This is a genomic window from Vibrio sp. Isolate23 (genome assembly GCF_022398095.1).
Classification (GTDB): Bacteria; Pseudomonadota; Gammaproteobacteria; order Enterobacterales; family Vibrionaceae; genus Vibrio; species Vibrio coralliilyticus_A.
Genome location: NZ_JAKEUV010000015.1, coordinates 1 through 22,276, shown reverse-complemented (window position 1 = coordinate 22,276; position 22,276 = coordinate 1). Strand labels below are relative to the sequence as shown.

Below are 22,276 nucleotides of genomic sequence, written 5' to 3'. Positions count from 1 at the left end.
ATTTAAGCAGTTGCGGGATTGCTCACCTTAGGCAGCTTGATGGAAATCAGGGTAGTCAGCGCAAGAAATGCAAAGGAAACCCATAAGCACGCGGCCAAACCCGCAACCTGAAATATCCAACCTGACAGCACTGTACCAATTAAGCGCCCCATGGCATTCGCCATATAGTAGAAGCCGACATCCAGTGATACGCCATCCCCTTTGGCATAGCTGACGATCAGATAGGAATGCAAGGAAGAGTTAACCGCAAATACAGCACCAAAAATCAAAAGTCCAACTACGATGACCAACTGAGGTTGCCAGCCAATTTGCACTGCATAAGCAACGCCCGCGGTGATCACCGCCAGCAAGCCAGCCCACATCAGTGCTGCACTGCCGTCAGGGACTTTACCTTGTGCTTTCCCCGTGATCTTAGGGGCAAAGCCTTGGACAAAACCGTAAGCAATCACCCAAGTCGCTAAGAAGCCGCCAACCCAAAAGTGATCCCAGCCAAACACACTGCCCAGATAGATAGGTAGGGCGACAACAAACCAAACATCTCGTGCCCCAAACAGGAACATACGTGCTGCAGACAAGATATTGATTGAACTCGACTTAGAAAAAATCTGGCTGAACTTAGGCTTGTTTTTGGCTTTACCCAAATCACTTTCAAGGCCGATTAAGCTGCCGATCAGAACCAGTGTCAACACACCCGCCATTAGCAGCACCGCATACTTAAAGCCTATCAGAGACAGCAGTAAACCACCGATGAAGAAGCCAACACCTTTAAGGGCATTTTTAGACCCCGTCAGAATCGCGACCCACTTATACAAAGCGCCTTGCTGCTCATCAGGCACCAGTGCCTTGATGGAACTTTTGGCACTCATCTTATTGAGATCTTTGGCAATACCAGACAACGCCTGAGCCAGCATCACCCAAGGTATGGTCAGCCAGACATTGGGAACTGCCAGCATCGCCAGTGCCACTATCTGCATCGCCAGTCCAAGGTTCATGGTTTTGTTTAAGCCTAGCCTAGCGCCAAGCCAACCACCAATCAAGTTGGTTACCACACCAAAGAACTCGTAGAACAAAAACAGGGATGCGATTTCTAACGTGCTGTAACCCAGATCATGGAAATACAGCACCACCAGCATTCTCAACGCGCCGTCAGTAATGGTGAAATTCCAGTAATTGAACGTCACCAGCATATATTGACGCACACTCTTACTCAGATTTGCGATCATAGAGTACCCAATTTTCTTTTATGTACAGCTATGGGAGCTTTTGGACACCTATGATCCAAAAGCTCCTCAAAGGATTATTTCGCCGCGACTGCGTTGATGTAATCGACCTGAACAGGTTTGGTAAAGGCACCTGGACGTAGCGCCTGTACCTCTTTAACAATGTCGCTCAACGGCCACTGTTTTTCTAGCAGCAGATGCGCGGCCAACAGGCCAGTACGACCTGACCCGCCCATGCAATGCATCGCAACTTTACCGCCATTATCGACAACCTGATGCAGAGCAGAGCTGGCTTGCTGCCATTTCACGGCAAAGTCATCACCCGGTGCGCAGTCATCTTCAATTTCAAGCTGAAACCACCGCATACCTAGTTTTTCTGTCACTTCACCAAGCTGAGCAACGCCTTTGTTCTCTAACTCTGTGTTATCCAGCGCCGTCACTATCGCTTCAACACCTTGCTCTTTTAGTTGCACAAGCGAAGCTTCCAGATCAACACCTTTAGTACCCGGGCAAGGAGTAAGTACTAACGCACCTTGCTCAAGGTCCAATTGCCAAGTCGGATGTGTCATCTCAATTACTCCTTATGCCAAGCCCACTTTACGTACCAACTCTGCAGTACGTGTCGCGTAGCCCATTTCATTATCGTACCAAGCATAGATCTTCACCATGCGGCTACCTACCACCATAGTTGACTGCGCATCAACGATGGTTGAACGTTGGTCGCCTTTGTAATCAATCGATACCAGCGGACGCTCTTCAAAACCAAGAATACCGCTCAGTTCACCTTGCGATGCTTCTTTAAGCAACGCATTCACTTCTTCCGCTGTGGTATCACGTTTCACATCAAAGATGATGTCTGTGAGTGACGCGTTAGCCAGAGGAACGCGCACCGCATGGCCGTTAATCTTGCCTTTCAGATCTGGGAAGATCTCCACAATCGCTGTTGCACTGCCGGTCGTTGTCGGGATAAGGCTCATGCCACACGCACGGGCACGGCGCAAATCTTTATGTGGCGCATCAAGAATAGTTTGCGTGTTGGTCAGGTCATGGATAGTGGTAAAAGAAGACTGCGCGATACCTAATTTCTCATGAATCACTTTAACCACTGGCGCAATACAGTTAGTCGTACAAGACGCTGCCGTAACAATCTGATGCACTGCTGGGTCAAAGATATGATCATTCACACCCACCACAATGTTCGCCACGCCTTCTTCTTTAACCGGCGCAGAAACCACAACTCTTTTCACACCTTGAGCTAGATACTTGTTAAGAAGCGAGGTTTTACGGTGTTTGCCGGTCGCTTCGATCACGACGTCACAACCAGACCAGTCGATAGCATCGATGTCTTTCTCTTGCGTCGTTTTGATAACCTGACCGTTAATCAAAATGTTATCGCCTTCCGCTTTGACTTCGTAACTCCAACGTCCTTGAACTGAATCAAACTCCAGCAGGTGTGCGAGTGTTGCGGCATCACCCGCCACATCATTGATCTGGACAAACTCCAGCTCTTCCCAATCAAACGCCGCCCGTAGCGCTAAACGTCCAATACGACCAAAACCGTTAATTCCGACTTTAACTGTCATCTTTCCATCCCTCTTATTTCAAATTACTGGCAGCAAACAGGACGAGCCTGAATGGCATGAAGTCTTTCTATATCTTGTTGGTACTCTGTTTTCAGGCAGTTAGACGCGACAAGATCATCAATCAGTTTTTTCATCCAACCCGGTAAATCTGCGGATAAACGATAAAACACCCATTGGCCCTGACGAACGTCAACCAGAATTCCACTCGAGCGTAACTGAGCAAGATGACGAGAAATTTTCGGTTGGCTTTCTTGAAGGGCTTCTGTCAGCTCCCCGACCGATAAACATTCTTCACGTTCTATCAACATCAGGCAGCGAACTCGGGTTTCGTCGGATAATAATTTGAAAAACTGATGTGGCAACATTTATACATACTCATATACGGATATGCGTATATATTTATTTAAATAAAAGTGAAGATCAATGTCCCTGTCAGATTGTCATAAAATATTCACACAATGGAGAAGCTGCTTTACACGAGGCGGTTGATATCCTGACTCCAGCGCTGCGCCTCTGAAATGCGTGGCATGACATCATCAACGGAAAGGTTGAGCTGTTGACACGCATCCTGCATACCCTGCCAGTCTGCTCGTTCATAGCACTCTTCCAATCCAAGCAAGATGCCATAAGGCCCTTGGCGCTCAAGTAAAGCGACCTTAATCGCCTGATTAAGAGGTAATTGCTGAACTAACTCTTCAAGCGATAAATCCAGTAAAGCGTCTAGAGTAGAGAATAGACCTATCAAAAACGCCTGTTCACGGAACTGGCTGAAAGGGTTTTCGTTCGCCATCAACTGGCAAAACTGAGCTCGTTGTAAGGAAAGGTTATACAGCTCTTTAGGCTTTTTAGCGGAGATAAACGACGCCACCGCCAGTGAGACAAAAATACGTAGCTTATCTTCGCCAAGGTACACCAAAGCTTGCCTAAACGATGAGATGGTGACTTCAAGCCTCTCCGACATCGTATTGACAAAGCGAAGTAATTTGTAAGATAAGGCGACATCTTTGGCAACAATCGCTTCGACCTTTTCAAAATCGACGTTGGTCTTGCACACCTCACTGAGCAGCTCCATTGCGATCACTTGCTCTGGGCTGATGTACTGCTGACGAATGATTTCAGGTTTACTGAAGAAGAAGCCTTGAAAAAACGAAAAGCCAGCAGAGCGTGTGGTTAAGAACTCTTCTTCGGTTTCCACCCGCTCCGCAAGAAATTTACGTCGAATACCCCGGGAGCGCCGTTCTTTGACAAATTCGCAAGCCGCCTCTAAACCCATCGCCATGATATCAAGTTTAATGATCTGCACGAACGGCAGAAAGCGCTCCCATTCAGGGCTATATACAAAGTCATCTAAAGCAATGATGTACCCTGAGGAATTGAGCTCCTTGATTGCCTCATACAACTCATCCGTTGGCGGGCAGGTTTCCAACACTTCCACAACAATCTGCTCTTTAGGCAGCACAAGTGGTAAACGGCGGATCAGGCTCTTATAAGGGAAGTTAATAAAACTGCGTGATTGCGGCAAGGCGGGATTCATACCCAGAGATAGAAAGTTCTCAACAATTAAACGATACGTTGCACGGTTGGAATCGACATGAGCTGGGTATGCATTGTTTTCTCCGTCACGGAACAACAACTCATAGCCGAGAGTTTGTCTTTTGGCGTTAAAAATGGGCTGACGAGCCACATAGGTATCGCGCATTCGCTATTACATCCCCAAATACTATGCTTTGGCAGCCGCTAATAATGCCCCACAACCGACAAACATGGAACCAAATACCTTGTTGATCTTACTCATAATCTTATCAGAGCGGATGAAACGCCCCAATTGGGAGGCTAACGAGGTGTATCCTAGCATCACAATCGAATCAATCACGACCGTCGTCACTCCCAGCACTACCAATTGCGTCAGTTGATCTTTGGCTGGGTCAATAAATTGCGGGAATAATGCAACCAAGAACACGATCGATTTAGGGTTGGTCAGGTTAATCAGTACGGCGTTGCGCATTAAGGTTTTACCCGACAGGCTCTGCCCTTCAGTAGCGGTAGCCAGCCCCGACGTATCACGCCACTTCTGAATACCTAGCCATACTAAGTACGCCGCACCCACCCATTTAATCACTGTAAAGGCTGTTGCCGATTGAGCTACCAAGGCACCAATCCCGGCCCCAACCAACACAATGTGCAACGCCAGACCAATCTGAAGCCCCGCTATTGCTGATAAAGATTTACGAGTTCCGTAACTCAAACCATTACTGATTGAATTGACGGTGCCTGAACCTGGTGCAAGGCTGAATACCACTGCGGTAACGACATAGGCTAACCAAACATGCATATCCATCGTGTTTTCCTCTCGACTAAAATACTTTAGCCACACATAATTTAGACGTGTTCACTTATCTGTATTGAAAGCAGGCCCCCGATATCATGAATGAATCGAGCACCAGCATTAAGTCACCTTATACTCAAGAGTCGAATTTTGAGCAAGCAATCAATAGCAATATTGCTCAATTCTGGCACTCTCGTGAAGAAGGGTTTATTAAATCATTTGATAACACCCGGCTGTTCTGGGTGAAACTTACCTCTCCTGAGCACTCCAAAGCGATCGTGGTGGTTAATGGCCGTAAAGAGTGCGTCTGGAAATATCAGGAATTATTCTATGACTTGTTTCAGCAAGGCTATGATATCTACTCCTTCGACCACAGAGGCCAAGGGTTTTCAGATCGACTTATCGAAGATAAACAAATGGGCTATGTCGAAGAGTTCGAAGATTATATTCAGGACTTGCACCAACTAATAGCGCATTTCGATTTGACGGGATATAAAAAACGTTATCTGCTCGGCCACTCAATGGGGGGGAATGTTGCCACACGCTATCTTCAGACCTACCCTGACCACACTTTCTCTGCAGTATCTCTCAGCGCACCCATGTTTGGTGTCCACCTGCCATGGCACCTTAGGCCAATCGCAATTCCACTTGGTCAGATAATGACAGCACTGTCAGCGAAACCCAGCTTTGCTCCGGGTCAAACACCCTATTGCTCAGGAATCTTTGAAGGCAACAACCTGACTCACAGTCATGTTCGCTATCACTGGTTCCATGATCTCTATGAGCAAAAGCCAGAACTGAAAATTGGTGGCGCCAGTACACGGTGGGTATGGCAAGGGTTGATGGCTGCCAAAAAGTGTCACTTGATGACTCGCCATATCAAGATTCCATTGTTGTTACTTCAAGCCAGCGGTGATCAAATCGTTTCTAATCCAGCCCAGATCAAATTCATCAAGAAGTTAGCTAAAACCAATTATCAATGTGCGCTCAAAATCATCTACAACGCTCGTCATGAAGTATTGTTTGAGAAAGATGAATATCGCGATCAAGCCTTGGACGCTATCCTAACTTTCTTCCATCAGCATTGATAAAACAGGAAACAATGGAGAGTGAACTTTACCCTCTTTTTCCCCTTTCAGTTCCAGTAGAATGACGGCTCTGCCTTTCCGGGGGCTATTAACGCATTACGCATGAGGGTGATATGACAGACACACACAAAGAGACGCCTTTCCAATTGGTTGCTTCCGACCTTGATGGTACTTTACTGGCCCCTAACCACCAGCTCAGTGAATTCTCGAAACAAACGCTGAGTGAACTGCATCAGAAAGGCTACACCTTTATCTTTGCGACTGGTCGTCACCACGTCGATGTAGCGGGCATCCGAAAGCAAACGGCGATCCCAGCCTACATGATCACTTCCAATGGGGCTCGGGTTCATGATCAGCATGACAACCTGATGTACAGCCATAATGTCCCATCAGAACTTGTGCAGCCAGTGATCGATGTGATCAGGCAAGATCCAGACATTTTTATCCACATGTACCAAAACGAAAGCTGGCTGCTGGACCGTGAAGACGACATGCTAGCGAAATTTCATAGCGACTCCGGTTTTGCCTATCAACTCTTTGAAGCAAAGGCCGCACCCACAGACGGGATTGCAAAAATCTTCTTCACTCATCCAGCCAAAGATCACGAGCACTTGGTTAAGTTTGAGCAGCAGTTAAATGACAAGTTTGGTGACCAGCTCAACATCGCTTTCTCCACACCTTGGTGTCTTGAGGTAATGGCCGCTGAGGTATCGAAAGGAGAAGCCCTTAAAGTTGTCGCTGAGTCTCTCAATCTAACACTGGAAAACTGCATTGCTTTTGGCGATGGCATGAACGATGTCGAAATGTTGTCAATGGCAGGGAAAGGCTTAGTGATGGAAACGTCCCACATTAAAGTAAAACAGGCTTTACCAGAGAATGAAGTCATAGGTAGCAATGCAGACGATGCGGTCGCTCACTACCTACATACTCACTTGTTCTAGTCAGAGCACTTCCTTCTCTAGGATCGCCTGCCATTCCTGCTCAGTCACCGGCATGATCGACAGGCGATTGCCTCGCTTCACTAGCGGCATGTTCTCTAGTTCTGGCATCGCTTTCATGACCGACAAAGGAATCAATCGCTTGGTCTTACGAACGAATTCAACGTCGACCATGACCCAGCGAGGTTTGTCTGATGACGACTTAGGGTCAAAGTAATCACTCTCAGGATCAAAGGCAAAATGATCCGGATAAGCCTCTTTGACGACTTTTGCGATCCCAGCCACGCCAACCTTTTTACAAGAGGAGTGATAAATCAATACCAAATCACCTTCTTTCACCTCATCTCGCATCATGTTGCGCGCCTGATAATTACGCACGCCTTCCCAGCAAGAGATATTTTGTGTTCGAAGTGTGTCAATAGAGAAAGTGTCAGGTTCTGTTTTGAATAGCCAATATGCCATAATGACGTCCGAATGATTTTATGATGAGGAAGATATAGCATGAAGGCGTTAAGAAACCCAGTCGCACTCACGATCTTACTGGCCCTTCAGGCCTGTTCCGGTTTTCAATCCGATGCAGAAAAGTTACAGGCTCCACAAGCGTCACTGAATAACCCTTCCTCAATCAAACCTCAGACTTTTGTTATGCGTGGCGAAGTCGTCCTTGGCCATGAAGTCCGCTCCATTGTCCCCTGTGGTAGCCAACAGCAATATTGGTTGGATCTACCTGCAGACCGTTTCCAGCAAGGAATGAAGCTCGTACGCTCGCCTTATGCACCCTTGTATGGTGAAGTGATTGGTCATCTTGAAGCCCCAGGGAAAGAGGGTTTCGCTGCTGACTATGCAGCACGCTTTGTAGTCGACAAAATCAACTTACTCACAGCTGAAAACCCTCATCGCTGCACTCAACCAACTCAACCCACCAAAGCATTCGGTAATGAACCGTTTTGGTCGGTACAATTTGTGGGTAATGCTTTGAAATTCACTGTGATGGGTGAGGAAGCACAACAATTTGAACTGACCTCAACCAAACTTGAAGCTGATCGCCGCCGTTATACATTCCAACAGGGTCAATTAGAGCTAAATCAACGCAGTTGCAATGATGGCATGAGTGACAGTCTGTATGGTTGGCGCGCTTCGTTAAAGGTAGGAGAGAAAACCTATCGCGGCTGCGCCACACTGTCTAATCAAGACGCCACTCAGCAATGGGCCGACACGTACCAAGCGCAAGCCAGTCAAAGCTCTCCATTTAGCGTTACTTTGTCTATGAACTCAGATCACACCGCGAGTACCACTTATCATTATCAAAATGGCGGTGCAGATACCGTAGAGAAAGGTTTCTGGCAACAGTTAAACCGCCATCAAGTCCAGGTTGTAAGTACTCACCTACAAGGACAGAAATTAAAGTCAGAGCGTATCTACACCAAAAAGAACAATCAGTTGAATGCTGCACAGGAAAAAGTAGGTGACGTTATCTACGATATTGCCGATGGTGGACTGACACTTTTTAAGGCGAACGACGTCCACTTGCCCCCTACCACCAGTGAAAGCGGTAATAAAATTCCATCCAGTGCCGAATTCAATCCCCAGGTTGATAGAGCATTACGTGACTACTTCAAAAGCGAAAAACAAGATCCAACGGGAACACGTTACCGCTGGCTCACCTATGATCTCAATGGTGATGGCCAAAAAGAGCTACTGGCTCAGTTAGACTGGTGTGGCTCAGGTGGTTGCACTTTATTGATTTTTAACCATGTTAATCAGAAGTGGCAATTCAACAGTCGCATCACGCTGGTTCAAACCCCATTAAACCTGGGGACACAAGAGCATCATCATTGGCGTGACTTGGTGATGTTTGTCAGTGGCGGAGGTGCCGTCCCGAATCAACATACGTTGCAATTTGACGGTAACCAATACCCACTCAATCCAAGCATGGCTCCAGTGGCAAATTATGATGACATCAGCCCAGTTCAACTTTTTTCCGATGGACTGACGCCGCATCAGGGTGGAGTCACACTTTAATATGGAAGCCCTCACTCCATGCCCAGGCTGTTTACTGAACTATAATTGTGTATGTGAGCACTTACCCTCCGTGAGTGCTTCTTTTTATATTGCAACACTCATACACGAAAATGAGCAACACCGCGTAACCAATACCGGACGCTGGCTACTCAAAGCCGTTCAACCAAGCAGCCAACACGTTTGGCAACGTACACTGCCCTGCCCTGAACTGAGCAGACTCATCTCAGATGAACAATACCAACCATTGTTGGTATTTCCCAGTGAGGAAAGTCAGCCTCTGAAGGCTAAGGCTGAGAACGCCAGCCAGCAAGGAAGAATACCACTGTTCATTATTTTGGATGGGACTTGGCAGGAAGCCAAAAAGATGCTGCGCAAAAGCCCATGGCTCAGAGAATTGACAACCGTTCACCTCGCTCCTGAGAGTGAGTCCTGCTACCAGCTCAGACGGAATCAGGAGGCGGGAAACCTCTGTACACTGGAAGTAGGAGCGGAAATCATCCGCACTTTAGGGCAACAACATCAAGCTGAGCAACTGCGTGCATTTCTCCGCCACTACATGCAAGCATTCCAAGCTGACAAAAGCGGCCACCGATTAAAATAGCCAAACGCCTTGTTTATCAAGGCGTCACTTAGCTCTCAATCAACAACAGTAACTCTGACAAACTGGCAATCTCAACATCAGGTAGGCTCCGAGCCCTACGATGCTGCATAAGGCTGGCATTCTGATCGTTAAACCAACATGCCGACAAACCGCTACGCTTGGCGCCTTGGACATCACTCACCAAATGGTCACCTACATGCAAAATGCGATGAGCAGGGCATTGAAGATGCTGGGCTGCTTTATTAAACATCTGTGGATGAGGTTTAGCAAATCCGTCGGGGCCCGCTTTGAGGATTAAAGAAAAGTATGGGGAAAGACCGATTCGCTCAGCATCCACATTACCATTGGTGATTGCGACTAAAGGTATACGTTTCGCCAGTTGCTGCATCACTTGATGCGTTTGCTCTGGGACTGAAAAATCACTGCGTAGACGGAGGACTTCTTCAATCGCTTGCTCAGCAGCATGCTTAGCCTCGGCTTGCTCATAACCAAGGCGATAGAGGCCTTGTTCAATCTGAGTCTGACGCCATAGCGTCATATCATTCATCAGCCAGCTATCGGCCTTTGCTAACTCCATCTTCAATTCACACCACCAGCTTGAAGGCTTACTGGCAGACAACGGATGATGCTTGTGCAGCCAAGTCGTCACCTGTGTCTCGACTCGACGTATCACTGGGCGGTTGTCATACAAGGTGTCATCAAGGTCAAACGTCATCGCTTCAATGACCGGCAGCTGACGATAGAAATGCATTACTCGCTCTCTTTCTTTTTAGCTCTTGGATGAGCTTGGTCGTAAACATCAGCGAGGTGTTGGAAATCCAAATGCGTATAGATCTGAGTAGTAGAAATATTCTCGTGTCCTAGCAATTCCTGAACGGCTCTGAGGTTATTACTTGACTCCAACATGTGAGTAGCAAATGAGTGACGAAGTTTATGCGGACTAATATGGCTTGCAACAGACTGCTTTTGTCCCCATTCCGCCATACGTTTCTGCACATTGCGATGCGAAATCCGTACACCCAGTTTAGACACGAACAGGGCAGTTTCATCGGCATTAGCCAATGCACTACGAACCTTGAGCCACTTTGCAACCCACTCCTCCGCCATACCAGCAAAAGGCACTTTGCGCTCTTTATCGCCTTTACCTACAACGCGTATCTCACCCGACGATAGACTCACATCGCGAACATCAACACTGACCATTTCCGCCAGTCGTAAACCAGCCCCATACATGAGTTCCATCATGGCGCGGTCACGTATCGCCAACGGGTCATCTTCGTTAACTTCGAGTAGCTGACCCACTTCATCCACATCAAGATTCTTGGGTAAAGGCCTTTTCTTACGTGGAGCCGACACCCCTTTAGCAGGGTTTGCAGTCAACTCACCACGCAGGATTAGGAAATCAAAAAAACTACGCAGCGCCGACAATCGGGTCGCTAAGCTGCTCGCTTTCATGCCATCACGCATGCCTTTACTTGCCAGTTGACGCACCCAAGCCGCATCGACCTGAGACCAATCTTTCAATCCCATAGAGACTAGGTGATGGGCCATGGTTTCCAGTTGTTGCTTATAGTTACGCTGGGTATGAAGACTCAGTCCTTTCTCACTTCTCAAATACTCGTAGAAGCGATTGAGAGGGCTTTGGAGTCCGTTAGGCAGAGGTATTACTGAGTCGCTCATGGTCATCGCTTTGCCATGGAAGGGTTTCAATCAAGTGAGAAAGCACCAGAGCAAGATGGCGCAAGAATAAGGTGTCCATGTGCGGCTGGAAATGCCCCCCATCACTGCTGGAAAAGGCTAAAATACCTTGTAGTGTTTTCTTGTTCAGTGGCAACACAACGTAAGACCCCATCTCTGGCGCACGCGTTGTTTCACCAAATAACAACTCTCGATCCGCTTTACGCATTCTTCCCAAATAAGCGCTTTTACCATTGAGATGATTGGTCGCGAATCGGTGATAATTGTCTTTATCGAGCGAATAATACGATGATTCATTGTCTAGCAAACGTACATAGGCGACTAAGCCTAGAGATTTCGCCATTTCTTCCACGGCTTTTATCGCAGGAAGCAGCGCATCACAAGTCAGAACGTGCTCCTGTAGGCTCATAAATTCATGAAAAGTACGATCATTATTTTTCGCCAGCGACATCAGAGTCGTGATCTCTTCTTCCAACTCTTCAATACGTTGGCGCTGCCTAGTCATTTGGACGTGGACCAACGAAACGGCGCCCTGCTCCTGATTGGGTAAAGCAAGGCGATCAACTAAGTCACGTCGGGTACTAAAAAAATCTGGGTTGTCACGTAAATATTCAGCAACAACCTCTGCGGTCAGCGCATCCGCTTCAATCTGCGACACGTTCGTTCCTTTAATTATTTTCTTATTAACAGCTTAGCTGACCATCGAATACATGTGTGGCTGGGCCAGTCATGTAAAGTGGTTTATCTGGTCCTTGCCAGCTAATTTTTAGCGATCCACCGGGCAGATTGACTGTGACCTTCTCATCCAACAGTTCCTGCACAATGCCCACTGCAACCGCACCACAAGCACCACTACCACACGCCTGAGTTTCTCCGGCACCGCGCTCATAGACTCTGAGATTGACTTCATTGCGACTTAACACCTGCATAAAACCCGCATTGACTCTTTCAGGAAAGCGTTCGTGAGATTCCAGCAGTGGCCCTAAAGTATCCACATCGGCGGTTTGAGTGTCATCAACCACGGTCACAACATGAGGATTACCCATGCTCACCGCACCGCAGAACAAAGTTTTGTCTTCAGCTCGTAAGATGTACGTTTTTTCGGTCTGTTTGGCTTTGAATGGGATCTTACTTGGCTCAAATTCCGGTACACCCATGTTAACCGTCACCTGATCGTCTTCCTCGATATTGAGAACCATCTTGCCTTTTTTAGTGCTGACACTGATGCTGTATTTATTGGTCAAACCTTTCATACGCACAAAGCGGGCAAAACAGCGCGCACCGTTGCCACACTGCTCCACTTCGCTGCCATCGGCATTGAAGATGCGGTAGTGGAAATCGGTTTCGGGATCATAAGGGGCTTCCACCACCAAAAGCTGGTCGAAGCCGACTCCTGTATGACGATCCGCCAAGCGGCGGATCAAATCAGGAGAAAAGAAGATGTTCTGAGTAATGCAGTCAACGACCATAAAGTCATTACCCAAACCATGCATTTTAGAAAAGTGGAAATGCATAAGACGCCAATTACTCCGGAAGAATGTTTTCTAGGGCCCAAAGGCTCGACAGCTCTTCACGCTGACGTACTAGGTGAGCTTTATTGCCATCCACCATCACTTCAGCGACCCGGGTACGTGTATTGTAGTTCGATGACATCACAAAGCCATACGCACCAGCTGAACGAACCGCAAGCAGGTCATTCTCTTGCAACACCAAAGCGCGATCTTTACCAAGGAAATCGCCTGTCTCACAAATAGGGCCAACCAGATCGTATGTCACAGGTTCCCCTTGACGAGGAATGACAGGGACGATGTCCTGCCATGCTTGATATAAAGCCGGACGCATCAGGTCATTCATCGCAGCATCGATAATGGCGAAATTTTTATGTTCGGTATGTTTTAGGAATTCAACCTTGGTCAGCAACACCCCAGCGTTAGCAGCGATAGCACGGCCCGGTTCAAAAATAAGTTCTAGATCTTGGTGATTCTTCAGTCTGCCTAGAAGTGCTTTGGCATACTCAGAAGGCTCAGGTGGTAATTCATCGCGATAAATCACACCTAGACCGCCACCCACATCAAGGTGTTCAATATTCACACCTTGCGCTTTTAAATCATCAATAAGCGCCAACAAGCGATCAGTGGCATCAATAAACGGTTCAATATCTGTAAGCTGAGAACCAATGTGGCAGTCGATACCTTTGATTTCCAAATTCTCGAGACTTTGTGCAAACTGATATACCGCAGGCGCGCGATCAAAGGCAATGCCAAACTTATTATCACGCAGACCCGTTGAAATATAAGGGTGCGTATTGGCATCAACATCTGGGTTAATGCGTAGTGAAATGGGCGCTTTCACCCCTAGTTCACCCGCCACCTTGTTAAGGCGCTCTAGTTCCGGTTCAGATTCAACATTGAAACATTTGATACCCAATTCTAGGGCGCGTTTCATTTCAGCCGCCGTCTTACCCACACCGGAGAAAACCACTTTACTTGCTTGACCACCTGCAGCAATAACACGTTCCAGTTCACCACCTGAAACGATATCAAAACCGGAACCTAGACGAGCCAGCGTATTGAGCACACCTAAATTCGAATTCGCTTTGACCGCATAACACACTAGGTGTGGGTGCTCACCCACGGATTTATCAAATGCATTCCAGTGACGCTCAAACGTCGCGCGGGAATATACGTATAGTGGCGTTCCAAATTGCTCTGCTAAGTCTGTCAGTGGAACATCTTCGGCCCAAAGTTGGCCATCATCCTGATAGTTGAAGTAATCCAAAATGCTATCCCTTATGTTGTTATTTATTGTTGTGAAGGCTGCTTATTCTGGGAGGCATCTTCGGGCATATAAAGAGGACCTGTCTGACCACAGCCGGCCAAACCCAGAACAGATAAAAGAAACAGAGCGATGAGTGATTTTTTCATGGGTTGTGTCGTGATTAATCTTTCAATGCCCCCTATAATCGCACCACACTCAGGAAAAGCAATAGGATAAAAAGATGAACGAGACTGAATTTCATCAGCAGGCAGATGTTCAAATGCAAATCATCGAAGAAATGATTGATGATTCAGGCGCGGACATTGATTACGAAACGTCTGGCAATGTAATGACTCTAGAGTTTGAGGATCGCAGCCAAATCATTATTAATCGCCAAGAACCAATGAAAGAAATCTGGCTGGCATCCAAATCTGGTGGCTTCCACTTCGCGATGGTCAACGAGCAATGGGTTTGTTCCAAAACAGGCCTAGAGCTGATTGCGATGGTTAAGCAGGAATGTGAAAAGCATTCAGATGAAGAGATCGAGTGGGTTTAATTCCCTGTAAAACTCCGATACAAAAAAGAGCACATAACGTGCTCTTTTTCATCGATTCGAATTACGCATTCACCGCCCGACTTGGCTTGGAATAGTTCGCGCCATCATTACGATATGGCACGATATAAGAATCCCCTTCTTCAGGGTGAACAATTTGATAGTACTGCGGTAAATTAAAGTTAATAAACTGGGTCGACAACTGATTGTCATCTTTGACTGACGTGTAAAAACTATTCACACTGGCAATCATCTCATCTTTCATACCGCTGAACTGATGGTATACCTCAACGCGATTCGCTTCATCCAGCACGTAAATATTGAAGCCCTGTTCAGAATCTTCAAAGAAGAACTGAATCAGCCCCTCACTGGCAAAACTGTCAACGATCTCCGGCAACTGGTAGTCCTGCTCTTTATCCAAGACCAGCAACGGTGGTCCTTTTAACTTGCTGGTCGAGATGCTGCGATAGAAATCAATAGAGTTTTCCAACATCTGCACAGACACGCCCCGACGCTCAAAAAACAAACCATAGGTTTGCTGAGCAATACGCAGCGCTTTAAAGCGGCGACGCTTCTCTTGTTCAATCGGCTTGAGACGCAAATCTATACACTCCGCCAGTAGTTGATACACCATGTTGCGCATCACCCCACGTAGATTTTTACTGTAGCAGAACACATCAACTGACTCAGGAGGCAACGCATCTTGGTGCATTTTACCCAGAATGGTTTTCAGCGCATCGAGCATGGCCGTTTCACCTTTGAAATGCAGCGTACGGACTTCATGCCAAGAGTTGCGATACACCAGATCGACACTACCGACCAGACAAGTCTGCTTTGAGCCGAAGCTAAAAATATCGGTCGTTTTCAGATCTACCTTCAGAGCACGGCCACTCAGCTCCGCTGTTGGGTCATCCTCAAAGTTGATGAACATCGCCAGTTGGCTAATTTCACAAGGACTCGCCAAGGCCTGCATCGTTGGGCGGCGTTTACGTAATGAGAAGGTATTACGCAAGTCACTGACCATCTGATAAAACTTATCAATATCCAGATGAGCATCGCGAACCACTGAGTGCAGACGCGTCGATTCTGTAATCAAACCATTAAAGAATGACCAAGCAACCAACTTACTGAGATATTCATTGTGCTCAAGGAATGGTTGACCAAGGATACGATCGGGCTGAAGGGGTTGCTTATAGAGATACCAACCCGCTCGGTTTGTACGACCCGGTCTGACTTCAATAAAGCTCAAGTCTGGCTCGTGTAAGTCAGGGGAAATTTGCGGGTTCAGCAAAGTTACCTTACCCGGTAAAACCTCAAACGCCGCATAGAGCTTACGCGCCAGGATACTGATATCTTGTGGACTGATGGCAGAAGTGATGTCATTACGACGAGCAAATTGAATCAGGTTGCGGTAGCTCAACATCAAAGCATCAAGCAAAGCATGGTGAACCACTTTAACTTGCTCTACTTTCCAGTTACGGCGATCGTCCAACTCAACAAGTACGGAGTGGTCCCAATTCCATGTTTTGATCATGTCGCTCATCGCTTCACGGCGCCAAGCAACGGAACCCATTCCAGGTTCGCGAGACAACTTCTCGTGCGTTTTGAGATAAAAACAGCGACGTACTAGATCAAGACGATTGTAGTCCCCAATGCGTTCAAGATAGCGGGTCACCTTTTCAAGCATCAAGTAGTAAGCATCCATACCGTAGAGATCTGGCTCATGAGCAAAGAAGCGACGTTTGGTATCAAGACTGAGAAGTTGCGTATGAGGGTATTCCCATGAATACGCTTCAAGCAGGATGGCTTTTAGCACGGACTTATATGGAGAGTCGATGCTCTTATACAACTGCCATAAGTTCGAGCCAAAATACTCTTCAGCCGGAATGCGGTTCAACTGACCAAAATCAATCCACTGTGAGCAATCAATGTAACCTTGGCTGCACAGATCACGCACGTATTCGTCGTAGCACTCTTCCATCTCTGGTGGCACGATTTGCCACAATAAACGCTGGCCCGCAAGACGAACCGCGGAACGATAGAATTCATCCAACAATAGTAGGTGCTGGGATGAGCCACAGTTGTCCCCTGTCATTTCTTCAGAACGATTGGTGCGAAAACGTTCTTCATCCATCAGGAAGAAGTTCGCCTCAACCCCTTGGCTCTGAGCCCAATCGGTGATCAGCAAACATTTGTTGGTCAGGCATTCTCTTTCTTCACAGCTCATTGAGGGAGATACACATACCCAGATATCGAGATCGCTTGAAGTGCTCTGCCCAATGGAAGAAGTACTTCCCATGGTATACAAGCCAAGAATAGCGGGCTCAACGCTGGTTCGAAGTGACTGACCAATCGTCAATTCTGTGTCTTCAACAAACTGCTGTTGCACCTCATTAAATTCGAGACCGTATACACCAAAAGGGACTTGGGAGTCGTAATAACCTGGGATGACTGGATGATTGAAATGAAGAAGAGTAGGAATAAGATGGAATACACGCTGACTTTGCATATCCATAAGAGCCAGCGCGCGCTCAATACGCTGCTGGTTTAGATTATCAAGTCTTTGAATAAGCGTCTTTGTATAAGCCTGCAAGGGTGATTCCTTGGTTAATTCCTAACTGTGCTCTGGCGATAAATTGCTCTAAAGCACTAACAAAACGTGATCAATTTAACACTTTTATTTCGTTTGGTAAAGAAATGTACGATCGGTTCGACACTGTTTTGTTCATCAATATTCACGCGACATAGTGTGGTACGTATCTACCTTTTGTAATAATAGCCCATTTTGCAAACGAGATACTCATCACACTATTTTGAATATTTTCTGCTAGCCCAATAACTCACTTTCAACGAGACGATCTAGCAGGAAGACTTTTTCTTAGAGAATGGTAGGATTAGCCCATCTAAACTGTTATCCAAAGACCATCATGACACAATCGACTCCAATTCGAATTGCCACACGCAAAAGCCCTCTCGCCCTTTGGCAAGCCTATTATGTACGAGATGCACTTCAAGCTGCACACCCCGGCTTACAAGTTGAACTTGTCACCATGGTCACCAAAGGTGACGTTATTCTCGACACTCCTCTGGCGAAAGTTGGAGGTAAAGGTTTATTCGTAAAAGAGCTTGAAGTCGCCATGTTAGAAGGACTCGCAGATTTGGCGGTCCACTCAATGAAAGACGTGCCCGTTGATTTTCCAGAGGGCTTAGGGCTGGTCACGATTTGCGAACGTGAAGACCCGCGTGATGCTTTCGTATCCAATACCTACAACAACATTGATGAATTACCACAAGGTGCTGTAGTGGGTACTTGCAGCCTGCGTCGTCAATGCCAGATTAAGGAATACCGTCCTGACCTAGTGATCAAAGAGCTTCGCGGCAACGTTGGAACGCGTTTGGGTAAACTTGATGCCGGAGAATATGATGCCATCATCCTTGCCGCAGCAGGCCTAAAACGCCTCGAACTTGAAGAACGAATCCGCAGCTTTATCGAACCGGAGCAATCTCTGCCTGCTGTAGGACAAGGGGCTGTTGGCATTGAATGTCGCCTTAATGACGAGCGTCTGATTAAACTACTTGAGCCACTCAACCACAAAGATACCGCCGATCGCGTTCTGTGCGAACGCGCCATGAACCTCACACTAGAAGGTGGCTGTCAGGTGCCTATTGGTAGTTATTCTCTTCTAGATGGTGATTATATTTGGCTTCGAGCTCTAGTCGGTGAGCCCGATGGTTCAAAGATTGTGCGTGGTGAGATCAAAGGTCCACGTACCGAAGCCGAAAAGCTGGGTGTCACTTTAGCTAATCAATTACTTGACGATGGGGCGCGTGATATATTGACCAGACTGTACGCGGATCACGAGTAAGCCGATGGCAGTGTTGGTCACTCGGCCCGGTGAACAAGGCCGCGCACTCTGCCATCAACTCAATCGCGCAGGAGTCTGCGCGTTACACCATTGTCTTATTGAAATTCGACCTGGGGAAGATCTCCCCGGCATTTCATCTCAGCTCGCACAATTCGACCTCATTATTGCTGTCAGTCAACATGCGGTAACGCTCACACAAAAGGCTTTCCTACCTCAACAAAAATGGCCGAAAGCAGCGTCCTACATTGCCGTCGGTCAAAAAACCGCACATGTTTTAAGCAAACTTAGCCAGCAAAAAGTACACTACCCTGACGTTGGTGACAGCGAGCACCTACTCAAGCTGGACATACTTAAAAACGTCAAAGACAAAAAGGTGGTTATCCTACGAGGCAATGGTGGTCGAGAACTCATCTATGAATCGCTCAAATCCAGAGGAGCTCAAATCCGCTACTTTGAGGTATACAAACGAGAAAACCTCGCTTTTGACTCAGATTTGTTGGTACCTCTATGGCAGGATAAAGACATTCAACAATTAGTCATCACCAGTTCAGGTCAGCTAAGTTACTTTGTATCTCAGCTGACACCAGCGCAATTGAACTGGGCATTCGGGTTGCAACTCTATGTACCGAGTGAACGTATCGCAAATGAAGCGCAACAGCTGGGGTTTCTCCATGTAAATAATACCGGCAGCGCTTCCAATAAAGATTTACTGGCTACTCTCCGGCCAAAGTGAACAGGACAAGACCAATGACAAGTAAAAATAAAAACGACCACATTGAACCTGAGAAAGACCAAGAAACAGCGTCACCTGCTGAGACTCAACAGTCTTCCAATGATACTTCCAATGCGTCTGAATCTCCCTCTACGTCTTCCGATAAAAAGTCTGAGCCTACAGCGTCAACAGACACTACCAAACAAGAAAAAAATGCAAAGCGCGGGATCAAACTCGGTGCTGTCGCCATCGTGATTTCACTGATATTTGGTGGCGGCTTAACCATTCAGATGGAGCAACAAAGCGCTCAATATCAATCCCAAATTGAATCACTTAAAACACAACTAGAGCAAACCACAGCCTCCGTTAAGCAAGACCTCGTTGCTACTCAGAAAGTAACCTTAGAAAAAGCAACGGAAATCACTCATAAAACCGAAACCGCTTTATCGCAACAGCAGAAAAGTATTGAAAGCTTGCAACTTGCAATTGCTGATGTCAAAGGCCGTCGCCCCAACGATTGGCTACTTGCCGAGGCAGACTACCTAGTCAAACTGGCAGGCCGTAAGTTATTTCTAGAACATGATGCAGTCAGTGCCACTAAATTGATGGAAAATGCCGATCAGCGTATCGCAGCACTGAATGACCCAAGCTTGGTGCCGTTACGTAAATCAATGGCCAATGACATTACGAAGCTTAAGTCTGTGCCCATTATCGACCGCGAGGGCCTTGTTCTCAGATTAACAGCACTACAACAGCAAGTTGACAGCCTGCCGTTAGCCAATGCCATTCTTCCTGAAGCACAAGAGCAGAAAGAGCAACAGGTCTCAGAAGACATCTATGATTGGAAAGATAACCTGATGACTTCACTCAAAGACTTCTCGGAGAATTTCATTACCTTCCGCACTCGAGATGGCAATGTCATTCCTCTGTTATCGCCTGAACAACATTTCTATCTTAAAGAAAACATTAAGGCCAAATTAGAAACAGCGATTAAAGCGGTGTACGTTGAGCAGCAAGATATTTATCAAGCAGCATTAACCACTGCCGACAAATGGTCGAGTGCATTCTTCAACCAAGACGCCAACACCGTTATCGAGTTCAATAAAACTCTGGAAATGCTAAGCAAGCAGAATGTACAAGTCGACTACCCGGTGAAACTTGAAACACAGCAAATTCTGTCCGACGTGATTCGTGATCGCCTGCGCCGTGAAGTCACCACTCTGGTTACGGAGGAAAAATAATGTTCAGAATCATTTTTCTCTTCGTTGTCTTAGGGGCTGGGCTGTTTGCCGGAACCCAATATGCGGGTCAGCAGGGCTATGTACTGATCTCGATGGCCGATAAAACCATCGAGATGAGTGTCACAACGCTAGTAATTTTCATTATTGCAACTTTAGCCTCACTTTTTGGCTTGGAATTTTTAATCAAGAAAACGTTCTCGGCCAGCTCAGCAACTTGGAACTATTTCAGTGTGCGTAAGATGCGCCGTTCTCGCCGCTATACCAATGAAGGGATCATCAAATTACTTGAAGGTGACTTCAAGTCGGCAGAGAAGAAAGCCACTCGCTGGGCTAACCATCACGACATGCCGCTGCTGTGTTACCTAGTCGCTTCAGAAGCAGCGCAAGGAATGGGCGATAAGAAAAAACGTGACCACTACCTTAAACTGGCATCTGAGCAGGAAAATGCTCAACTGGCCGTTGAATTGACCAGAGCAAAACAGCAGGTAAGAGAAGCGCAATACACACATGCCTTAGACACCCTAACCAAACTAAAATCCGACTACCCAGAAAACCGCATTGTTCTTAACCTACTTAAGAGTGTCTATGTCGAGCTAAAAATGTGGCAGCCACTGCTGGACACTTTGCCTAGCCTAGCAAAAAATAAAATCATTGCGAAAGATGAGCAGGAGCAATTGAACAAACGTGCTCAGTGCGGTCTGTTAGAGCAAGTCGCTGAACAAAAAGGCAGTGAAGGGCTGATCACCCATTGGAACAGTCTTGCCCGTAAACAAAAAAACGATACTCATTTAGTCGAATGTTTTGCAAAACAGCTAATGGCTCGTAAAGCAGACAATGAGGCCTTCACGTTGATAAAAGAGAGTCTTAAGAAACACCCAGCTTCCAACCTATACACTTTATTACCCGATATGAATTTGGCCGATGAACATCCAGCTATAGTCTTCCTAGAAGAGGCTCTCAAAAAAGATGGTAACAACGCCCACGCACACAGTGCCCTTGCTCAGTTCCATTTAAGAAATCAAAACTGGTCTGAGGCACAACAGCATTTAGAAAAAGCGCTTTCTGTTCGCTCAAGCGTAGCGGATTATTCATCTTTAGCTGATGCGTTAGAAAAACAAAACATGACGAAGGCTGCTCATGAAGTATCAAAGAAAGCATTGACGTTAGTCCAAGCTTAGCACCCTAGCGATATCATCTTCAGCCGACCTGATGGTCGGCTTTTTTGTGCGTATAAGTAATATTCGTGGCTACACCTAGTCATCAAACTAAGTTTGTTCCTCACGACAAACCATGATAAACAAAGGCTTCATCACTAAGGTTATTCGCCTTAGAATGACAAAGTATTAAGACTCAAAGGCCGGAGATTTATTGTGGGAGCCTCTGCCACTTTTCGAATAATCGACACCATTGTCTCTAAACAACAAAAACCCAGCCTGCGGGCTGGGTTTATCAATAAGTGGTTAACAGTAGTGGAGAGAGTTAGTTAAAGGTTATGGGCATCTGGGAGTCGTTGGCCTCAAGACCAACAATAATACGGCAGATACAAAAAGACCCCAGCATTGCTGCTGAGGTCTGGAATAAGTGGCGGAGCGGACGGGACTCGAACCCGCGACCCCCGGCGTGACAGGCCGGTATTCTAACCAACTGAACTACCGCTCCGCACTGGTTAGA

Annotated in this window: 22 protein-coding genes, 1 tRNA gene and 1 pseudogene; 9 read left to right on the top strand and 15 right to left on the bottom strand. The window is 46.8% G+C overall.

Translation table 11 applies throughout. From position 1 onward, the window contains the following. Positions 1 to 2: 2 nt before the first annotated feature. From arsJ to rhtB, 6 genes are all read right to left on the bottom strand, one after another. Complete coding sequence (gene arsJ, locus L1D31_RS21325; RefSeq protein WP_239838988.1) at positions 3 to 1,223, bottom strand: organoarsenical effux MFS transporter ArsJ; 1,221 nt, start codon at positions 1,221 to 1,223, stop codon at positions 3 to 5. A gap of 74 nt (positions 1,224 to 1,297) precedes the next feature. Further along, on the bottom strand, positions 1,298 to 1,789 hold the full coding sequence (locus L1D31_RS21320) for a cyclin-dependent kinase inhibitor 3 family protein (protein ID WP_239838987.1): 492 nt from the start codon (positions 1,787 to 1,789) through the stop codon (positions 1,298 to 1,300). A 12-nt stretch (positions 1,790 to 1,801) separates the two neighbouring features. Then, a complete protein-coding gene (locus L1D31_RS21315) occupies positions 1,802 to 2,803 on the bottom strand; it encodes an ArsJ-associated glyceraldehyde-3-phosphate dehydrogenase (protein ID WP_239838986.1) in 1,002 nt (333 codons plus the stop codon). Positions 2,804 to 2,826: 23 nt separating this feature from the next. Beyond that, complete coding sequence (locus tag L1D31_RS21310; protein ID WP_239838985.1) at positions 2,827 to 3,168, bottom strand: metalloregulator ArsR/SmtB family transcription factor; 342 nt, start codon at positions 3,166 to 3,168, stop codon at positions 2,827 to 2,829. A gap of 107 nt (positions 3,169 to 3,275) precedes the next feature. Continuing rightward, positions 3,276 to 4,502 (bottom strand): HDOD domain-containing protein, encoded by a 1,227-nt coding sequence (locus tag L1D31_RS21305; protein WP_239838984.1) that lies wholly within the window; start codon positions 4,500 to 4,502, stop codon positions 3,276 to 3,278. A 21-nt stretch (positions 4,503 to 4,523) separates the two neighbouring features. Then, positions 4,524 to 5,141 carry a homoserine/homoserine lactone efflux protein gene (rhtB, locus tag L1D31_RS21300; protein WP_239838983.1) on the bottom strand — a complete coding sequence of 206 codons (618 nt, stop codon included), beginning with the start codon at positions 5,139 to 5,141 and terminating at the stop codon, positions 4,524 to 4,526. An 86-nt stretch (positions 5,142 to 5,227) separates the two neighbouring features. On the opposite strand from rhtB, the gene L1D31_RS21295 reads away from it, so the two are divergent. Together L1D31_RS21295 and L1D31_RS21290 are read left to right on the top strand one after the other, a co-directional pair. Further along, the gene (locus L1D31_RS21295) at positions 5,228 to 6,217 is read left to right on the top strand and encodes an alpha/beta fold hydrolase (RefSeq protein WP_239838982.1); all 990 of its coding nucleotides are present in this window, start codon (positions 5,228 to 5,230) and stop codon (positions 6,215 to 6,217) included. 113 nt (positions 6,218 to 6,330) lie between these two features. Then, positions 6,331 to 7,158, top strand: coding sequence for a Cof-type HAD-IIB family hydrolase (locus L1D31_RS21290; protein ID WP_239838981.1), 828 nt, complete (start codon positions 6,331 to 6,333; stop codon positions 7,156 to 7,158). On the opposite strand, the gene L1D31_RS21285 is transcribed toward L1D31_RS21290, so the two are convergent. Continuing rightward, complete coding sequence (locus L1D31_RS21285; RefSeq protein WP_239838980.1) at positions 7,159 to 7,617, bottom strand: EVE domain-containing protein; 459 nt, start codon at positions 7,615 to 7,617, stop codon at positions 7,159 to 7,161. 39 nt (positions 7,618 to 7,656) lie between these two features. Between L1D31_RS21285 and L1D31_RS21280 the strand changes: the two genes are divergently transcribed. After that, positions 7,657 to 9,177: a hypothetical protein gene (locus tag L1D31_RS21280; RefSeq protein WP_239838979.1), complete on the top strand. Its 1,521-nt coding sequence runs from the start codon at positions 7,657 to 7,659 to the stop codon at positions 9,175 to 9,177. Position 9,178: 1 nt separating this feature from the next. After that, entirely contained in the window at positions 9,179 to 9,778 is a 600-nt protein-coding gene (locus tag L1D31_RS21275) for a DTW domain-containing protein (RefSeq protein ID WP_239838978.1), read from the top strand. A gap of 28 nt (positions 9,779 to 9,806) precedes the next feature. On the opposite strand, the gene yigB is transcribed toward L1D31_RS21275, so the two are convergent. The 6 genes and pseudogenes from yigB to L1D31_RS21245 all read right to left on the bottom strand — a co-directional run bounded on the left by yigB (position 9,807) and on the right by L1D31_RS21245 (position 14,495). Further along, positions 9,807 to 10,529 carry a 5-amino-6-(5-phospho-D-ribitylamino)uracil phosphatase YigB gene (yigB, locus tag L1D31_RS21270; protein ID WP_239838977.1) on the bottom strand — a complete coding sequence of 241 codons (723 nt, stop codon included), beginning with the start codon at positions 10,527 to 10,529 and terminating at the stop codon, positions 9,807 to 9,809. Beyond that, entirely contained in the window at positions 10,529 to 11,458 is a 930-nt protein-coding gene (xerC, locus tag L1D31_RS21265) for a tyrosine recombinase XerC (protein WP_239838976.1), read from the bottom strand. Before xerC ends, yigB begins: the two co-directional genes overlap by 1 nt. Continuing rightward, the gene (locus L1D31_RS21260) at positions 11,430 to 12,134 is read right to left on the bottom strand and encodes a DUF484 family protein (RefSeq protein ID WP_239838975.1); all 705 of its coding nucleotides are present in this window, start codon (positions 12,132 to 12,134) and stop codon (positions 11,430 to 11,432) included. Before L1D31_RS21260 ends, xerC begins: the two co-directional genes overlap by 29 nt. Positions 12,135 to 12,159: 25 nt before the next feature. Then, a complete protein-coding gene (dapF, locus tag L1D31_RS21255; protein WP_239838974.1) occupies positions 12,160 to 12,990 on the bottom strand; it encodes a diaminopimelate epimerase in 831 nt (276 codons plus the stop codon). Positions 12,991 to 13,000: 10 nt separating this feature from the next. Then, positions 13,001 to 14,254, bottom strand: a complete 1,254-nt coding sequence (lysA, locus tag L1D31_RS21250) for a diaminopimelate decarboxylase (RefSeq protein ID WP_239838973.1) — start codon at positions 14,252 to 14,254, stop codon at positions 13,001 to 13,003. Between the two features lie 23 nt (positions 14,255 to 14,277). Then, positions 14,278 to 14,495 (bottom strand): annotated as a pseudogene (locus tag L1D31_RS21245) (lipoprotein). Here L1D31_RS21245 and cyaY point away from each other — a divergent pair. Continuing rightward, on the top strand, positions 14,475 to 14,789 hold the full coding sequence (cyaY, locus tag L1D31_RS21240; RefSeq protein WP_239838972.1) for an iron donor protein CyaY: 315 nt from the start codon (positions 14,475 to 14,477) through the stop codon (positions 14,787 to 14,789). The pseudogene L1D31_RS21245 and the gene cyaY sit on opposite strands and share 21 nt — an antisense overlap. 61 nt (positions 14,790 to 14,850) lie before the next feature. Here the strand turns inward: cyaY and L1D31_RS21235 are convergent, their stop codons facing one another. Beyond that, positions 14,851 to 17,379, bottom strand: a complete 2,529-nt coding sequence (locus tag L1D31_RS21235; RefSeq protein ID WP_239838971.1) for a class I adenylate cyclase — start codon at positions 17,377 to 17,379, stop codon at positions 14,851 to 14,853. Positions 17,380 to 17,713: 334 nt separating this feature from the next. Here L1D31_RS21235 and hemC point away from each other — a divergent pair, with 334 nt between their 5' ends. Genes hemC through L1D31_RS21215 form a run of 4 tightly spaced genes read left to right on the top strand, consistent with a single transcriptional unit; the run spans position 17,714 to position 21,783 of the window. After that, positions 17,714 to 18,652, top strand: a complete 939-nt coding sequence (hemC, locus tag L1D31_RS21230) for a hydroxymethylbilane synthase (protein ID WP_239838970.1) — start codon at positions 17,714 to 17,716, stop codon at positions 18,650 to 18,652. A 4-nt stretch (positions 18,653 to 18,656) separates the two neighbouring features. Beyond that, a complete protein-coding gene (locus L1D31_RS21225) occupies positions 18,657 to 19,385 on the top strand; it encodes a uroporphyrinogen-III synthase (RefSeq protein ID WP_239838969.1) in 729 nt (242 codons plus the stop codon). A 14-nt stretch (positions 19,386 to 19,399) separates the two neighbouring features. Then, positions 19,400 to 20,605 (top strand): uroporphyrinogen-III C-methyltransferase, encoded by a 1,206-nt coding sequence (locus L1D31_RS21220; protein WP_239838968.1) that lies wholly within the window; start codon positions 19,400 to 19,402, stop codon positions 20,603 to 20,605. Beyond that, entirely contained in the window at positions 20,605 to 21,783 is a 1,179-nt protein-coding gene (locus L1D31_RS21215; protein ID WP_239838967.1) for a heme biosynthesis HemY N-terminal domain-containing protein, read from the top strand. The genes L1D31_RS21220 and L1D31_RS21215 overlap by 1 nt, the downstream gene beginning before the upstream one ends. A 404-nt stretch (positions 21,784 to 22,187) precedes the next feature. On the opposite strand, the gene L1D31_RS21210 is transcribed toward L1D31_RS21215, so the two are convergent. Beyond that, positions 22,188 to 22,264: transfer RNA gene (locus L1D31_RS21210), tRNA-Asp, on the bottom strand. Positions 22,265 to 22,276: the final 12 nt, after the last annotated feature.

Excerpts from the sequence above, each read along its gene's own strand:
- L1D31_RS21305 (WP_239838984.1), bottom strand. The coding sequence starts at position 4,502 with ATGCGCGATACCTATGTGGCTCGTCAGCCCATTTTTAACGCCAAAAGA.
- L1D31_RS21315 (WP_239838986.1), bottom strand. The coding sequence starts at position 2,803 with ATGACAGTTAAAGTCGGAATTAACGGTTTTGGTCGTATTGGACGTTTA.
- L1D31_RS21320 (WP_239838987.1), bottom strand. The coding sequence starts at position 1,789 with ATGACACATCCGACTTGGCAATTGGACCTTGAGCAAGGTGCGTTAGTA.
- L1D31_RS21290 (WP_239838981.1), top strand. The coding sequence starts at position 6,331 with ATGACAGACACACACAAAGAGACGCCTTTCCAATTGGTTGCTTCCGAC.
- L1D31_RS21275 (WP_239838978.1), top strand. The coding sequence starts at position 9,179 with ATGGAAGCCCTCACTCCATGCCCAGGCTGTTTACTGAACTATAATTGT.
- hemC (WP_239838970.1), top strand. The coding sequence starts at position 17,714 with ATGACACAATCGACTCCAATTCGAATTGCCACACGCAAAAGCCCTCTC.
- L1D31_RS21310 (WP_239838985.1), bottom strand. The coding sequence starts at position 3,168 with ATGTTGCCACATCAGTTTTTCAAATTATTATCCGACGAAACCCGAGTT.
- L1D31_RS21295 (WP_239838982.1), top strand. The coding sequence starts at position 5,228 with ATGAATGAATCGAGCACCAGCATTAAGTCACCTTATACTCAAGAGTCG.
- rhtB (WP_239838983.1), bottom strand. The coding sequence starts at position 5,141 with ATGGATATGCATGTTTGGTTAGCCTATGTCGTTACCGCAGTGGTATTC.
- dapF (WP_239838974.1), bottom strand. The coding sequence starts at position 12,990 with ATGCATTTCCACTTTTCTAAAATGCATGGTTTGGGTAATGACTTTATG.
- cyaY (WP_239838972.1), top strand. The coding sequence starts at position 14,475 with ATGAACGAGACTGAATTTCATCAGCAGGCAGATGTTCAAATGCAAATC.
- L1D31_RS21225 (WP_239838969.1), top strand. The coding sequence starts at position 18,657 with ATGGCAGTGTTGGTCACTCGGCCCGGTGAACAAGGCCGCGCACTCTGC.
- arsJ (WP_239838988.1), bottom strand. The coding sequence starts at position 1,223 with ATGATCGCAAATCTGAGTAAGAGTGTGCGTCAATATATGCTGGTGACG.
- L1D31_RS21220 (WP_239838968.1), top strand. The coding sequence starts at position 19,400 with ATGACAAGTAAAAATAAAAACGACCACATTGAACCTGAGAAAGACCAA.
- yigB (WP_239838977.1), bottom strand. The coding sequence starts at position 10,529 with ATGCATTTCTATCGTCAGCTGCCGGTCATTGAAGCGATGACGTTTGAC.
- L1D31_RS21280 (WP_239838979.1), top strand. The coding sequence starts at position 7,657 with ATGAAGGCGTTAAGAAACCCAGTCGCACTCACGATCTTACTGGCCCTT.
- L1D31_RS21285 (WP_239838980.1), bottom strand. The coding sequence starts at position 7,617 with ATGGCATATTGGCTATTCAAAACAGAACCTGACACTTTCTCTATTGAC.
- xerC (WP_239838976.1), bottom strand. The coding sequence starts at position 11,458 with ATGAGCGACTCAGTAATACCTCTGCCTAACGGACTCCAAAGCCCTCTC.
- L1D31_RS21215 (WP_239838967.1), top strand. The coding sequence starts at position 20,605 with ATGTTCAGAATCATTTTTCTCTTCGTTGTCTTAGGGGCTGGGCTGTTT.